The organism is Aeromonas sp. FDAARGOS 1419, assembly GCF_019047045.1.
GTDB lineage: Bacteria > Pseudomonadota > Gammaproteobacteria > Enterobacterales > Aeromonadaceae > Aeromonas > Aeromonas veronii.
The window spans coordinates 812,684-825,929 of sequence record NZ_CP077209.1; the positions used below are offsets into that span (position 1 = coordinate 812,684).

Annotated in this window: 14 protein-coding genes, 1 tRNA gene, 2 pseudogenes and 1 riboswitch; of the genes and pseudogenes, 14 read left to right on the forward strand and 3 right to left on the reverse strand. The window is 56.2% G+C overall.

Annotation, left to right across the window (positions count from 1 at the left end; translation table 11 throughout):
* Nucleotides 1–146: 146 nt before the first annotated feature.
* The 3 genes from I6L49_RS03530 to pyrF are packed head-to-tail and all read left to right on the forward strand — an operon-like array spanning nucleotide 147 to nucleotide 2,327.
* Complete coding sequence (locus I6L49_RS03530) at nucleotides 147–431, forward strand: LapA family protein (RefSeq protein ID WP_005337143.1); 285 nt, start codon at nucleotides 147–149, stop codon at nucleotides 429–431.
* A 9-nt stretch (nucleotides 432–440) separates the two neighbouring features.
* Nucleotides 441–1,607: a lipopolysaccharide assembly protein LapB gene (gene lapB, locus I6L49_RS03535; RefSeq protein WP_216950609.1), complete on the forward strand. Its 1,167-nt coding sequence runs from the start codon at nucleotides 441–443 to the stop codon at nucleotides 1,605–1,607.
* 18 nt (nucleotides 1,608–1,625) lie between these two features.
* Entirely contained in the window at nucleotides 1,626–2,327 is a 702-nt protein-coding gene (gene pyrF, locus I6L49_RS03540; protein ID WP_139405268.1) for an orotidine-5'-phosphate decarboxylase, read from the forward strand.
* On the opposite strand, the gene rrtA is transcribed toward pyrF, so the two are convergent.
* On the reverse strand, nucleotides 2,302–2,895 hold the full coding sequence (gene rrtA / locus I6L49_RS03545; protein ID WP_180342846.1) for a rhombosortase: 594 nt from the start codon (nucleotides 2,893–2,895) through the stop codon (nucleotides 2,302–2,304). The two genes, pyrF and rrtA, sit on opposite strands and share 26 nt — an antisense overlap.
* Here rrtA and I6L49_RS03550 point away from each other — a divergent pair.
* From I6L49_RS03550 to I6L49_RS03570, 5 genes are all read left to right on the forward strand, one after another.
* Nucleotides 2,894–3,517 carry a tRNA-uridine aminocarboxypropyltransferase gene (locus I6L49_RS03550; protein ID WP_058057426.1) on the forward strand — a complete coding sequence of 208 codons (624 nt, stop codon included), beginning with the start codon at nucleotides 2,894–2,896 and terminating at the stop codon, nucleotides 3,515–3,517. The genes rrtA and I6L49_RS03550 overlap by 2 nt on opposite strands.
* A gap of 20 nt (nucleotides 3,518–3,537) precedes the next feature.
* Nucleotides 3,538–4,245 carry a 7-cyano-7-deazaguanine synthase QueC gene (gene queC, locus I6L49_RS03555; protein WP_120414086.1) on the forward strand — a complete coding sequence of 236 codons (708 nt, stop codon included), beginning with the start codon at nucleotides 3,538–3,540 and terminating at the stop codon, nucleotides 4,243–4,245.
* A 61-nt stretch (nucleotides 4,246–4,306) separates the two neighbouring features.
* Entirely contained in the window at nucleotides 4,307–4,978 is a 672-nt protein-coding gene (queE, locus tag I6L49_RS03560) for a 7-carboxy-7-deazaguanine synthase QueE (RefSeq protein WP_069527953.1), read from the forward strand.
* Nucleotide 4,979: 1 nt separating this feature from the next.
* Nucleotides 4,980–5,210 (forward strand): DUF3820 family protein, encoded by a 231-nt coding sequence (locus I6L49_RS03565; RefSeq protein ID WP_005337126.1) that lies wholly within the window; start codon nucleotides 4,980–4,982, stop codon nucleotides 5,208–5,210.
* Complete coding sequence (locus I6L49_RS03570; protein ID WP_064337720.1) at nucleotides 5,207–5,782, forward strand: cob(I)yrinic acid a,c-diamide adenosyltransferase; 576 nt, start codon at nucleotides 5,207–5,209, stop codon at nucleotides 5,780–5,782. Before I6L49_RS03565 ends, I6L49_RS03570 begins: the two co-directional genes overlap by 4 nt.
* Nucleotides 5,783–5,851: 69 nt before the next feature.
* On the opposite strand, the gene I6L49_RS03575 is transcribed toward I6L49_RS03570, so the two are convergent.
* On the reverse strand, nucleotides 5,852–6,256 hold the full coding sequence (locus I6L49_RS03575) for an H-NS family nucleoid-associated regulatory protein (RefSeq protein ID WP_005359895.1): 405 nt from the start codon (nucleotides 6,254–6,256) through the stop codon (nucleotides 5,852–5,854).
* Between the two features lie 301 nt (nucleotides 6,257–6,557).
* Nucleotides 6,558–6,729, forward strand: a riboswitch (Lysine riboswitch).
* An 88-nt stretch (nucleotides 6,730–6,817) separates the two neighbouring features.
* On the opposite strand from I6L49_RS03575, the gene I6L49_RS03580 reads away from it, so the two are divergent.
* The gene (locus I6L49_RS03580; RefSeq protein ID WP_069527952.1) at nucleotides 6,818–8,398 is read left to right on the forward strand and encodes a Na+/H+ antiporter NhaC family protein; all 1,581 of its coding nucleotides are present in this window, start codon (nucleotides 6,818–6,820) and stop codon (nucleotides 8,396–8,398) included.
* Nucleotides 8,399–8,489: 91 nt separating this feature from the next.
* Complete coding sequence (locus I6L49_RS03585) at nucleotides 8,490–9,071, forward strand: thymidine kinase (protein ID WP_005351181.1); 582 nt, start codon at nucleotides 8,490–8,492, stop codon at nucleotides 9,069–9,071.
* 80 nt (nucleotides 9,072–9,151) lie between these two features.
* On the opposite strand, the gene I6L49_RS03590 is transcribed toward I6L49_RS03585, so the two are convergent.
* Nucleotides 9,152–10,489 carry a flavohemoglobin expression-modulating QEGLA motif protein gene (locus I6L49_RS03590; protein ID WP_216950610.1) on the reverse strand — a complete coding sequence of 446 codons (1,338 nt, stop codon included), beginning with the start codon at nucleotides 10,487–10,489 and terminating at the stop codon, nucleotides 9,152–9,154.
* 158 nt (nucleotides 10,490–10,647) lie between these two features.
* On the opposite strand from I6L49_RS03590, the gene I6L49_RS03595 reads away from it, so the two are divergent.
* The 4 genes and pseudogenes from I6L49_RS03595 to I6L49_RS03610 all read left to right on the forward strand — a co-directional run.
* Complete coding sequence (locus I6L49_RS03595; protein WP_216950611.1) at nucleotides 10,648–11,103, forward strand: YbjN domain-containing protein; 456 nt, start codon at nucleotides 10,648–10,650, stop codon at nucleotides 11,101–11,103.
* A 134-nt stretch (nucleotides 11,104–11,237) separates the two neighbouring features.
* A tRNA-Ser gene (locus I6L49_RS03600) sits at nucleotides 11,238–11,325 on the forward strand.
* A gap of 269 nt (nucleotides 11,326–11,594) precedes the next feature.
* A pseudogene (locus tag I6L49_RS03605) lies at nucleotides 11,595–12,517 on the forward strand (IS5 family transposase).
* A 295-nt stretch (nucleotides 12,518–12,812) separates the two neighbouring features.
* Nucleotides 12,813–13,210 (forward strand): annotated as a pseudogene (locus I6L49_RS03610) (IS3 family transposase); the annotation flags it as partial.
* Nucleotides 13,211–13,246 lie beyond the last annotated feature (36 nt).

A 13,246-nucleotide genomic window follows, 5' to 3' on the forward strand; every position in this document is an offset into this window, starting at 1 on the left:
CATACCTCGGGTATGCCTTTTTTCTTTTTGGCTCCGATTCCTGTGCCAATCGTCTTGTTTCTTAAACTCTTTTCCCATTCACTCTAGAGTCTGCCTGCGATTTTAAGGATAATCAGCCTCTCATTAGATACTGACAGGGAGCTCTTATGAAGCGTATTTTGGCCCTCATTCCGCTAGTGCTGGTGTTTGTTCTGACCTTGGCGCTGGGCTCACAAAATGGCCAGCTGGTTCAGTTCAATTACCTGATCGCTCAGGGTGAGTTTTCGCTTGCCATGCTGTTGGGCTTCTTCTTCGCTGGCGGTTTTTTGCTGGGCTGGCTGGTATTCGGCCTGCTGTTCCTGCGCCTGAAAATGCAAAACCGCACCCTCAACCGCACCATGCGTCGTCAATCCCGCGAGTTGGAGCTGGCCCGGTCACCGGGTAAGGAATAATGTTCCTCAATGCTTGAACTGCTTTTCCTGCTGTTACCCATCGCCGCCGGTTATGGCTGGTACATGGGTCGCAGGAGTGTTCGCCAGGACACCCAAAAACAGAGTAACCAGTTTTCCCGCCAGTATGTGGCGGGCCTCAACTATTTGCTGTCCGATGAATCCGACAAGGCGGTGGATCTCTTTATCCAACTGCTTGAGGTGGACAGTGAAACCATCGAAACACACCTCTCCCTCGGCAACCTGTTTCGCCAGCGTGGGGAGGTCGATCGTGCCATCAAGATCCACCAGAACCTGGTAACCCGCCAGCTGACCCGGGAGCAGCGCCAACTTGCCCTACAGGAGCTGGCTCGCGACTTTCTTGCTGCCGGTCTGCTCGACCGTGCTGAAGCGCTCTGGAATGAGTTGTGTGACGACAGCGACTATGAAGAGACGGCGCTGGCACAGCTGTTGATCATTCATCAACAACTGCGGGATTGGGACAAGGCCATCGATGTGGCGGTTCGTCTGCAAAAATTCCAGGGCAAGAAGCTGGCCGACCCCATCTCCCATTTCTATTGCGAGCAAGCCGAGATCGCGCTGCGTGAGGGCAATAAAGGGGAGGGGCTGACCAAGCTCAAACGGGCGCTCAGTATCAATCCGGCATGTGCCCGGGCCAGTTTGCGCCTCGCTGAGCTCGCCATGGCACAGGGGGAGTATGAGCAGGCCAGCAAGGAGCTGCTGCGGGTGTTCGAGCAGGATATCGACTTTGCCTCCGAGGCAATGCCCAAATTGCTCGAGTGCTATCAGCAGTTGGGGCGCACGCCTGCGTTGATCCCACTGCTTGAGAAGGCAGTGGAAGATCACGCCGGTGTCAGCGTGACCCTGGCCCTTGCCAAGCTGGTTGAAGAGCGTGATGGCCTGAGCCAGGCCCGTTCGCTGGTGTTGCGTCAGCTGCGTCGTCATCCGTCGATGAAAGGTTTTTACCAGCTGGTGGGTTTTCAGCTGGCCAGTGCGGAAGAGGGGCCTGCCAAGGAGAGCCTCGAGCTGCTGCAACAGCTGGTCGGCGAGCAGATCAAAATCAAGTCAACCCACAAGTGTCGGCAGTGCGGCTTTGCCACTCACTCGCTGTTCTGGCAGTGCCCGTCTTGTCGCCAGTGGGGTTCCATCAAGCCGATCCGTGGTCTGGACGGTGAATAACAAGCAATAGGATGTGAGATGCAAGATCCCAAAGTACTGGTAGCGCTGGATTATCAGCACGAGGCAGATGCCTTAGCGTTCGTTGAACGTATCTCTCCGGCCCAGTGCCGTCTCAAGGTAGGCAAGGAGATGTTTACCCTGTTTGGCCCGCAGTTTGTACGCCAGCTGGTGGCCAAGGGATTCGATGTCTTTCTGGATCTGAAGTTTCACGATATTCCCAATACCGTTGCCAAAGCGGTGGCAGCCAGTGCCGAGCTCGGTGTCTGGATGGTCAACGTGCATGCCAGTGGTGGTGAGCGGATGATGCGTGCCGCCAAAGAGGCGCTACTGCCTTATGGCGACAAGGCCCCCCTGCTTATCGGCGTGACCGTGCTGACCAGCATGGAGCAGTCCGACATGCTCCCCCTCGGGTTGGATGTGAGCCCGGCCGAGCAGGTGATCCGGCTGGCTACCTTGACCAAAACATCCGGTCTGGATGGGGTGGTCTGCTCTGCCAACGAGGCCCATGAGTTGAAAGCCTTGCTGGGCGAAGATTTCAAGCTGGTGACCCCGGGTATTCGCCCGACCGGTTCAGCGGCCGGGGATCAGCGCCGGGTGATGACTCCGAAAGCGGCGGTCGAGGCGGGGTCCGATTATCTGGTTATCGGTCGCCCCATTACGCAGGCTGCCGATCCGGCCGCCATGCTGGCCAGCATCAATGCCGAGCTGGTTGGTGCGTAACAGGCTCACTCAGTGATACACGGTGCAGGCCGAGCAACAGGCCTGCACCGGCCCCGATAAGATGAGAGCCGATGTGTACCCTGGCATTGATCAGGGTGGATATCGGGCTCTCTCCTGCGTTGTAGAAGTCCATCGCCAGCTTGAGCCCCATCCCTGCCAACAGTAGCCAGCCCGACGTGCGGCGTCCGTGGCGGATATCCTGCATTGCCCCCCAGACAAACAGACCATGCAGCGAGCCGGATAGTCCCATGTACCACTGGGTCTGCGGGCACCACCACCAGATCCCCAAGCCCACTGCCAGCCAGAGCAGCAACATCAGCAGCGGCAGGCGAGCCCCACCCAGATAGTCGCGAAACAGGCTATAGAGGATGGCGAGGCCGCCCAGATTGAGCAGCAGGTGCCACAGATTGGTATGAGCCAGATTGCCTGTTATGATCCGCCACCCTTCGCCCCCGGCGATCAAGGGCCGATCGAAGGAGAGCTGAAGATTGGGAATGGTAAAGAAGAGTAGCAAGCTGGTGAGAGAGAGCGTGATAACCCAGAGCAATCCAGATTTGTCTGACAACATGAAACAGTCCAACGACAAGAACAGTCGATACTGTACACGTTGCACCCGAGCCCTCAAAGCCTGCCTGTGCGATTATATTGTGCCGGTTGACAATCACACGCCCCTCTACATCTTGCAGCACCCCAACGAGGTGGCACATCCCAAGGGGACCGCGGCACTGCTGGCGGCCTCTTTGCAACAGTGCGAGATCCATGTGGGGGAGGACTTTTCCCGCGATGAGTGGCTCAATGGGTTGCTTGCAGATCCTTCCCGTCGCTGCTATCTACTCTGGCCAGATGAGGATGCCATTTCGCTGACCGATCTTCGCCAACAGTGGGAGAGTGAATCCTCTAGCTCCGCATCCGTCGCCTTTATCTTGCTTGACGGCACCTGGCGCAAAGCCTATCGCATGTTGCAGAGCAACCCGGCACTGGCCCGCTTGCCCTGCATCGGCATTGGTGCCATTGCCGGTCAATATGCCATTCGAAAGAAACCCTTTCCCGATGCCCTCTCTACCATAGAGGCGGGCTATCACCTCTTGTCCCGGTGGGAGGGGAGGCCGGAGCGCTATGCGCCCTTGCTGACCCTGTTCAATCGGTTGAATACCCAGTGGCAGGACTTTGTCGAAGGCCGCCGCGGGTGACAATTCAAGGAGTTATCAAGATGAAAAAAGCAGTTGTGGTTTTCAGCGGTGGTCAGGACAGCACTACTTGTCTGGTGCAGGCATTGGCCCGGTATGATGAAGTGCACGCCATCACCTTCGACTATGGTCAGCGCCATCGGGAAGAGATCGACATCGCGCGCCGTCTGGGCAGTGCACTGGGGATCGCCGCCCACAAGGTGATGGATGTGACGCTGCTCAATGAGCTGGCGGTCTCTGCCCTGACCCGTGACGACATCCCGGTCAGCTGCGAGCTGCAGGATAATGGCCTGCCCAACACCTTCGTGCCGGGCCGCAATATCCTGTTCCTGACCCTGGCTTCCATCTATGCCTATCAGGTGGGCGCCGAAGCGGTGATCACCGGTGTCTGCGAGACCGACTTCTCCGGCTATCCCGATTGCCGTGACGAGTTCGTCAAGGCCCTCAATCAGGCGGTGTCGCTGGGGTTGGATCGCGGTATCCGTTTTGAAACTCCCTTGATGTGGCTCGACAAGGCCGAGACCTGGGCTCTGGCAGATCACTATGGTCACCTCGACACGGTGCGCCAGCAGACCCTGACCTGCTACAACGGCATTGCCGGTGACGGTTGCGGCACGTGTCCTGCGTGTGAACTGCGCAGTCGCGGCCTGAACAACTATCTGGCCGACAAGGCGGGCATCATGGCCAGACTGTTTGAGAAAACCGGGCTGGGTGAGAAAAGCGCAGAGTGAGCCTGCGTCTTGCCGTGGCTTGGGGTATAATCCGCGACTTTTGCAACAAGCCGTGATCGAGATGCACTACCCAATCAACGAGATTTTCCAGACCATCCAGGGGGAGGGTATCTTTACTGGCCTGCCCGCCATCTTTGTTCGCCTGCAGGGTTGCCCGGTGGGCTGCCCCTGGTGCGATACCCGTCATACCTGGGTTGTTGATCCGGCTCGTGAAGTGGGCAAGGCGGCGGTGCTGGATCGCTCCAACGAATCCGATTGTTGGAGCCAACTTAGCACCGCGCAGATTATTAAGAGCTTTACCGACCTGGGTTATCAGGCGCGCCATGTGGTGATCACCGGTGGGGAACCCTGCCTCTACGATCTGCACGAACTCTCGTCAGCATTACTGGCGGCGGGTTATCAGGTGCAAATTGAAACCAGTGGCACCAGCGAGATCAAGACTCATGAGCAGACTTGGGTAACCGTCTCCCCCAAGATCGGTATGAAAGGGGGGCTGCCTGTGCTGGTCTCGGCGCTGGAGCGTGCCAACGAGATCAAGCATCCGGTGGCCACCGAGCACCATATTGAAGAGCTGGATGCGCTGCTCGCTACCGCTACCCTGCGCCCGGACGTGGTCATTGCCTTGCAGCCGATCAGCCAGAAGCCAAGGGCCACCCAATTGGCGATGGATACCTGTATCGCGCGTAACTGGCGACTCTCAATCCAGACTCATAAATATCTGGATATCGATTAATATGGATTGGCTATCCGACGAACAGGTACTGCTGACCCTGACCAACAAGATGCCTTACGGTAAATATCAGGGTCGACGTATCATCGATATTCCCGAGCCCTATCTGGTGTGGATGGCGCGCAGCGGTTTTCCGGCGGGTAAATTGGGCCAGACGCTGGCGTTGGCTTACGAAATCAAACTCAATGGACTCGAGTCCATGATTATTCCCATTATTAACAGGATGTCGGTATGAGAATATATACTAGGCAGGGCGACAAGGGCATGACCCGGCTGGCCGATGGTATCCAGTTGCCAAAGGATCATTTGCGGGTCGAGACCTACGGTTATATCGATGAGCTCAACTCCCATATTGGCTTGCTGATTTGTGACGTCCCGTCGCAAGAGGTCGGCTTATTGGCTGATTTACAGCTGTTGCAACAGGAGTTGTTTGATCTGGGGGGCGAGTTGGCATTCTCCAGCGACGCCCAGAATGAATCGATTTGGCAAGTCAATGCCGCCTGGACCACTCGCCTTGAACAGCAGATAGATCGTTATAGTGAGCCATTGCCACCGCTGCGCCAATTTATATTGCCGGGTGGTTCCCGTGCTGCGGCGCAAGCGCATGTGGTGCGCACTCTGGTGCGTCATTGCGAGCGCTTGCTGCTGACATTGAGCCGGGAAGAGCGGGTCAATCCCGAGGTGCTGCCCTATCTGAACCGGATGAGTGACTGGTTCTTTACCGTTGCCCGCTATCTCATCTGCGTGGCAGGGGATCGTGAAGTGCTGTGGGTCAAGGCAGCAGATCGCCCGCAATCGGCTATCTGATATGTCACATTTAAGCTGCAATAAAAAACCTCGCCTTGGCGAGGTTTTTTATTAGCAACGAGATTGAGATCAGATAGCAAAGTCTTCCAGTGATTTGCCTGCTGCCACTGCGCTGGCAATAGCCGAAGGCATACGGCCCTGGCCGGTCCAGGTTTTCTCTACGCCATTATCCTGATAGCGATATTTGGCCGGACGTGGCGCCCGCTTGGCTTTTTCTGATTTGCCGGGGTTGGTAGCGACCGCGCTTACCAATTCTGCCGGGTCAATACCGGCTGCTTTCAGCATTTCGCTATATTCGTTAATTTTCCGCAGATGCTCTTCACGGGCTTGGCGCTCGGCAGCCTCATCCTGCTGACGTTCAGCAACGATAGTAGAGAGTTTTTCCAGTGCCTCTTCCAGTTGTTCCAGAGAAAGCTCGCGGCAGGTCGCACGCAGACTGCGGATATTAAGCAGTACCTTTAAAAATTCATTCATAGGAGTTACCACGTCGTGTCAGAGAAAAATATTATGTTCCAGCTGATTCTTGCTTGGTGATTTAAATAAGTCAAGCCGGGTTAAATATAATATCCGGGGGAACCTCAATACAGATATTTAATATGGCCAGCAATAGGCTTGGTGATTGGATGCCAATGAGGCCGCAGTAGGTGAAAATAGCGTCAAAGCTGGCGTTGTTGCATCATTTGACTACCATTTTCCGGCCTTGATCTGTTTATTATGATTATTTAATCAAAAAACTTGCTATAAGCTGCCATCTCGATAAAATGTGCGGCGAATACCTTTAAGTAGAGGCGCGCTGCCTATGAGTATTTGTGCGGAGGGTGATGCCTGTGATGCACAAGGAAAGGAGCCAGCGCCGAAGTGGCCAGGCCATCATACCGGGCTGCTGGTTCTGCATCTAATAGGTGCAGGACTGCCATAGTCATCCACTATGGAGCGCTACCTGAAGGGGCTGAGGAGTATGACCTCCCCATAGGTTTTGTTTCTTTAGATCCTCTCGGTAGATCTCCACCTGTAATCTTTAGGTGCAAAGAGATCATGGACATTAGTCATTTCGCCGACTCCGGTTGGTCCGTTCTTCCCCCCCTGTTGGCTGTCGCGCTGGCGATCCTGACCCGCCGTGTACTGTTGTCCCTTGGTGTGGGTATCGTCACCGGCAGTTTGCTGCTCAATCAGTTTTCTCCCCTCGAATCCCTGCATTACATGTTGAATACCGTGCTCAAGATCTTCTGGGTCGATGGTGCGCTCAATCGTGACAACGTCAACATGATCCTGTTTATGCTGCTGCTGGGCGGCCTCATTAGCCTGATGAGCGTCTCCGGGGCGACCCGTGCCTTTGCCGAGTGGGCCGAGCGTCGTGCCAAGACCCGCAAGGGCGCCAAAGCCCTGACTGGCATGATGGTGTTTGCCTTCTTTATCGATGACTTCTTCCACAGCCTGTCGGTGGGGGCCATCTGCCGTCCGGTCACCGACCGCTTCCAGATCTCCCGTGCCAAACTGGCCTATCTGCTGGACTCCACCGCGGCGCCGGTCTGCGTGCTGATGCCCATCTCCTCCTGGGGTGCTTATATCATCGCCCTGGTTGGCGGCATCATGGCGGCCCACGGTCTGACTGAGCAGAGCCCCATCGCGGCGTTTGTCGAGATGATCCCGATGAACCTCTACGCCGTCTTCACCCTGATCATGGTGCTGGTGGTGATCGCCTGTCAGCTGGATATCGGCCCGATGCGTCAACACGAAGCGTGGGCGCTGGAAGGCAAGTTGTGGGATGAGTCCAAGGGCCGCCCCATTGGTCTGGATATGGAGAGCCCGGAAGAGAGCAACGGCGGCATGATCGACATGGTCCTGCCGATCCTGACCCTGACCGCTGCCACCATCTATTTCATGATCGATTCCGGTGCGGCGGTGCTGAGCGAGAAAGGTCTGCCGTTCAGCGTGCTCGGCTCGTTCGAAAACACCAATGTCGGCTCTTCGCTGGTATACGGTGCCCTGTGCAGTCTGGTGGTTTCCATCGGTCTGGCGATGCGTCTGAAGCTGGGTGCCAAGAACTGGATCAAGGCCGCGCCGCAAGGCGTCATGGCCATGCTGCCAGCCATCAACATCCTGCTGTTCGCCTGGACTATCGGTGCCGTGGTGCGCGACGTGGAGACCGGCAAGTACCTGGCTTCGCTGGCTAACGGCAACCTGCCGATCGAAGTGCTGCCTGCCGTGGTCTTTATCCTCTCCTGTGCCATGGCGTTTGCCACCGGCACCAGCTGGGGTACCTTCGGCATCATGCTGCCGCTGGCCGGTGACATGGCCGCCGCCAGCGACATCAGCCTGATGCTGCCGATGCTGGCTGCGGTACTGGCTGGCTCGGTGTTCGGGGATCACAGCTCGCCCATCTCCAGCACCAGCATCCTCTCTGCCACCGGTGCCGGTTGCCATCACATCGATCACGTGATGACCCAGCTGCCTTATGCGCTGGCCATCGCCTTCGGCGCGGCCATCGGTTACCTGGCGATGGGCTTGATGCACTCCAGCCTGGCCGGTTTCAGTGTCAGTGCCCTCTGGTTCGTGCTCTTTACCGGTTATCACCTGAAAAAGGCCAAAGCGCGGCCAGTGCTGGCCACCGCGTAACATTTATAGAGCAAGGGGCCCGCGGGCCCCTTGGTTTTGTCAGGGGCTTTGGTTAGCATGCGCCCCATAAATTCAGTTTCGGAACAGTATCATGGCTTCACTGCACTACAAATTTGCCACCATGAATTCAGGCAAATCCACCCAGCTCATTCAGGCGCACTTCAACTATCTGGAGCGGGGCATGCATCCTCTGGCGATGACGCCAGCCATCGATGACCGTTTCGGGGTCGGGGTGATCAGTGCCCGGGTTGGCCTTGAACTGAAGGTGGACGTGTTCAGCGACAGCTGCGATCTGTTTGAAATGGTGAAAGCGCGCCATGCGAAGAAACATATCGATGTCTTTATCGTGGACGAGGCCCAGTTCCTGACCCGTGAGCAGGTCTACCAGTTGGCCCGCATCGTCGATGAGCAGGATATTCCGGTGATGGCCTATGGCCTCAAGACCGATTTTCGCGGCGAGCTGTTCCCGGGCTCCTACCATCTGCTCTGTCTGGCCGACAAGTTTGAAGAGCTGAAGAGCATCTGCTGGTGTGGCAACAAGGCTCACATGAACTCCCGGGTCAATGAAGCGGGGCAGGTGATGCGTGATGGCGAACAGGTGGAGATCGGTGGCAACGATCGCTATGTGTCACTCTGTCGCAAACACTATCTCGAAGGTCGGGCTTACAAGTAAGTCGGCTGCGATATTTGAATCGTCGAGCAGGGCGCCAATCTGGCGCCCTTTTTATTTTCCCCAACTTCTATCGCTGTGGTTCAGTCGATCTCGATATCCACCGGCGCAATGATGGGGTCGGCCACCGGCAGGCGTTGAAACAGCTGGCGAAAATGGTGCTGTACCCGACCGATATCCACTAGCGACATGCCGGAGGCAAAACCGAACCAGACATAGAGGCCGGTGAGATCGCGAAACATCGGCGGCAAATAGCGGGGTGCGGCAATCAGCCCCTCCAGATAGTGCTGATAGAGCACCGGAATGTCATCCAGTGTCACCTTGCCGACAAACAGCATCGGCAGGATTTCGGGCACCCCTTCCAGTACGGCGCTGCGGATGAAGTTGACCGTCTCCACATAGCCACGCACGTAGGAGAGATCCTTGGTAAAGCAGGCTCCGCCGCCCACCATGCCGCCACGAAAGACCCGCTGGGTGATCTTGTAGGCGTCGTGCTCGCTGGTGCCCTGCTGCACGAAATGCTGAAACACCTCGATAAAATCGGCGCCGCGCTCGGCCATGTCGATGGCCATCACCCGATCGGAAATGCGCTTGGCCCGATCCGGAAAGGAGCTGAAGGTGAGGGTCTCTATCAGAACGGCCAGCCCCTCCTGACAGGCGGTGATCCGCGGTGAACCGGCGCTCAGCCAAGTGGCATAGGGCTGCTGGCGACCGTTGAGGGTGGTGCCGACATGGACCCACCCCTCGTGTACCTCCAGCACCTGCAAGTCCAGCTCGGAGAAACGGGCGTGGGAGTTGAGCTTGATGTAGTCGCCACCGGCCGCTGCATCGGAGACGATGCCATCGCTCAGCTTCACCTGCACAGTGCCGTCACTGAAGTAGCTCGACAGCTTGCCCTGCAGTTTGGCGACCGCGGCTTCTCCTTCGAACTCCTTGGGGTAGGGGCGCACCAGATGGCGCGCGCCGGGCAGGGAGAAGATATCGCACAGGCGGGCGCCCAGCTCCTTGAGAGTCTTGCGATCCCCGCGCAGGTGATCGCTGGCAGAGCCATAAAGCAGCTGGCTGTAACGCTGAAAATCGGGTTGGCTCCGCTGGCGCAGCATCTCGATCACCACCATGTACTGATCGACCGTCTCTTGCAGGATCCGGCCAAGATCGTCCTGTGGCCCCAGTTTTCTGCGGATCCGGTCCCGCAGCTCCTTGAGCTCCAGATACTTGTTGCGCGGATCGAAGCCGAGGGGGAGGGCATCATAGAAGTGCCTGTCGATAGTGGGCAGCTCCCTGCCACCGCTTGCCAGAAAGCGATCCTGCAGATGGCGTGGCCATTTGATGGCATCCAGAATGCGGATGGGTTTTTGCAGGGTGAGCAGCTCATCCGAGAGTGATTTCAGATGAAGGCGATACTTTTCTTGGATAGTCATGGGGCCCCCTGTGGGGCAAGCGTCATCGTGGATTTGGCTGAGTATATGCATAGCGCTTGCCAAAAAGAAGCGAGCCGCAGGGTTATCGGATTGGCGTGCTTTTTGTTGATAGCAAATTGGTTTAGACTGCGCCCCTTGATCCCAATCTTGTCGTGGAAATGATGAATATCCCCAGCTCCGAAATGATAATGCGTTGGTTGCAACAGGCTCGTATCGAGCACTATGTCTGCGACCAGTGTCACGGTATCCACATTGTCTCTTTGCAGTCGGTCGATGGTATTCAGGAGAGCCGGATCTTCGTGGAAGAGGAAGGCCTGCTGTTCTCCTCCGAGCTGGAAGTGCGCCCCTCCGCAATGCTGCCGCTGGTTGCCGAACTGGGCCGACTCAATATGCAGTACCCCTCCCTCAAGGTGTTCCTCGATATCATCGATGACAACCTGCCGCGGCTGGTTGTCGGCCACACCGTCTTTACCAAGGCCGGACTCAGCGTCGAGCAGTTCCTGCTGTTCGTGCAAAGCACCATCGCCGCTACCCACGAACTGGTTGCCGAATGCGAACGTTCCGGCTTCCTCAACCAGCCGGAAATCCAGGTTGCACCGGAATCTGTGCATTAAGTGTTCGAACGGTTCGCCAGGTGAAAAAAGCCGTTGACGCGGGCGGGGCTTTCCCCTAAATTACGCCCCGTTCCAGCGCAACAGCGTAGCGAACACTGTGTTGGCTGAACACGTTAAACCACAGACCAAAATTTGGTGAGGTGTCCGAGTGGCTGAAGGAGCACGCCTGGAAAGTGTGTATACGGCAACGTATCGAGGGTTCGAATCCCTCCCTCACCGCCAAATGATAAGCTCAAGCAATTGAATTGCTTGGGCTTTTTCTTTATGCACGATTTTAGATATGCCATCCACTATGCCATCTGATGTTGGCTGGTACGGAACTATCTCGTACTCCGTTGGACAATGTTGTCGATGATTCATGGGGTGTCGCCTACGGGACAAGAGCGATCATCATGTGTTTCTAGATAGGGGGCGTTGTTTCTCAAATCGATGCAGTTTGAAGGGAACTAACTGAGGACTTGGTGATCTGATCACCACCATCCTCTTCAAGTCTGCATCATGGCTCGTCGCTTCACCCTATCACCAACTGGCCTCAATACAACAAGCCTTTGATAAACCGTGGTTCACTCACCTTCTGGGTTGATGCTGGCGCCATGGATAACTGGTTCCACCACGACCATCATGGGCGCCGGGGCCGCAGTCAGCTCTACACTGATCAGACCATCTGTACCTTCCTGATGCTCAAGGGGATTTTTAGCCTCACTCTGCGGGCCACTCAGGGACTACTCGACTCCCTGTTCGAGTTGATGAATATGCCGTTGTGCGCACCGGACTATAGCTGTGTCAGCGAGCGGGCTCGCACGGTGACGGTGGCTTACCGACAGCCGCCAAAGGGACGTATTACCGACTTGGTTATCGATTCAATCGGGCTGAAGGTGTTTGGTGAAGGCGGGGGGAAGGTCAGAAAAACGGCGCCGAGAAGCGGCGAGTGTGGCGCAACGTGCATCTGGCGGTAGACCCAGCGACCTACGATATCGTGGCGGCGGAAGTGTCGTTGGAAAATGTCCATGACGCCGAGGTGTTGCCCACCTTACTCAACCCTCTGCGGCGCAAGCTGGGACGTGTTTATGCAGATGGCATCTATGACAGCAAAGCCAGCCATCAGCTTATCTTGCGCAAAGGGGCGACAGCCTATATCCCGCCTCGCAAAAACGCTGGACTCTGGAAAATGGGGCATCCAAGAAATGAGGCTGTGCTGGTAATACACAAGGAAGGGCTGGAGCATTGGAAGAAGATATCGGGGTATCACCGTCGCTCACTGGCAGAGACAGCGATGTATCGGTTTAAGCAGTTGCTGGCGGGAAAAATCAGCCTGCGTAACTACAACGGCCAAGTGGGAGAAGTCATGGCGTATGTTAGCGCCATAAACAAGCTGAATACCCTTGGTTTACCTGTCAGAAAGCCCCGAGTGTAACGGTCACTTGGGGCTGGGGCAGTTGCTGCTTGATGGTTGATTTGGGGAACAACGCCCAAGAATGACAACCAACTGGCGATGTTGTTTACGCTGGCGAATCTGTTTCGCGTGGACCAGATGATACGGGCATGGGATAGCTGTGCCCAAAAATCTAGATAAGCCTCGAAAATGAGGCTAAATGGCGCTTAATAGCCGAATACTTGTGGCAAAAACTCAGGTTTTGGGAGTGATGGGCATTTCAAATGCGGACAAAGAAATCGTGGTGAAGGTGCGATCCACTTGTTCGCACCTTCCCTATTCGATGGGAGAGAGAATGACTACCGGGTTGGTCAGCCAGGCCCTTCTTCGCCCTGTGCAGCAGAAGAGGCCGCCAGCTGGGCTCATCCATCACACAGACCGGGGTAGTCAGTAGTGTGCCAAGGATTACCGGGCTCTCCAGGTACAATTGGGCATGTAGACCTCTATGTCACGCAAGGGGAACTGCTTTGAAAATGCACCGATAGAGCGTTTTTGGGGTCTCTTAAAAATGAATTGGTTCACCACCATCGAGTCAAGACGAGAGCGGAGGCCAAGGCAGCAATTCAGGAATACATCGAGATTTTTTATAACCGCCAACGTCGGCACTAACGACTTGGCAATGTCAGCTCGGCAGAATTCACAAAGAGATATTGGAGAACGGCTCAGGCTACTTGATACGAGACAGTCCGATCTTGTCAGGACGCCTCAAGG

Excerpts from the sequence above, each read along its gene's own strand:
- I6L49_RS03530 (WP_005337143.1), top strand. The coding sequence starts at position 147 with ATGAAGCGTATTTTGGCCCTCATTCCGCTAGTGCTGGTGTTTGTTCTG.
- lapB (WP_216950609.1), top strand. The coding sequence starts at position 441 with ATGCTTGAACTGCTTTTCCTGCTGTTACCCATCGCCGCCGGTTATGGC.
- pyrF (WP_139405268.1), top strand. The coding sequence starts at position 1,626 with ATGCAAGATCCCAAAGTACTGGTAGCGCTGGATTATCAGCACGAGGCA.
- I6L49_RS03550 (WP_058057426.1), top strand. The coding sequence starts at position 2,894 with ATGAAACAGTCCAACGACAAGAACAGTCGATACTGTACACGTTGCACC.
- rrtA (WP_180342846.1), bottom strand. The coding sequence starts at position 2,895 with ATGTTGTCAGACAAATCTGGATTGCTCTGGGTTATCACGCTCTCTCTC.
- queC (WP_120414086.1), top strand. The coding sequence starts at position 3,538 with ATGAAAAAAGCAGTTGTGGTTTTCAGCGGTGGTCAGGACAGCACTACT.
- queE (WP_069527953.1), top strand. The coding sequence starts at position 4,307 with ATGCACTACCCAATCAACGAGATTTTCCAGACCATCCAGGGGGAGGGT.
- I6L49_RS03565 (WP_005337126.1), top strand. The coding sequence starts at position 4,980 with ATGGATTGGCTATCCGACGAACAGGTACTGCTGACCCTGACCAACAAG.
- I6L49_RS03570 (WP_064337720.1), top strand. The coding sequence starts at position 5,207 with ATGAGAATATATACTAGGCAGGGCGACAAGGGCATGACCCGGCTGGCC.
- I6L49_RS03575 (WP_005359895.1), bottom strand. The coding sequence starts at position 6,256 with ATGAATGAATTTTTAAAGGTACTGCTTAATATCCGCAGTCTGCGTGCG.
- I6L49_RS03580 (WP_069527952.1), top strand. The coding sequence starts at position 6,818 with ATGGACATTAGTCATTTCGCCGACTCCGGTTGGTCCGTTCTTCCCCCC.
- I6L49_RS03585 (WP_005351181.1), top strand. The coding sequence starts at position 8,490 with ATGGCTTCACTGCACTACAAATTTGCCACCATGAATTCAGGCAAATCC.
- I6L49_RS03590 (WP_216950610.1), bottom strand. The coding sequence starts at position 10,489 with ATGACTATCCAAGAAAAGTATCGCCTTCATCTGAAATCACTCTCGGAT.
- I6L49_RS03595 (WP_216950611.1), top strand. The coding sequence starts at position 10,648 with ATGATGAATATCCCCAGCTCCGAAATGATAATGCGTTGGTTGCAACAG.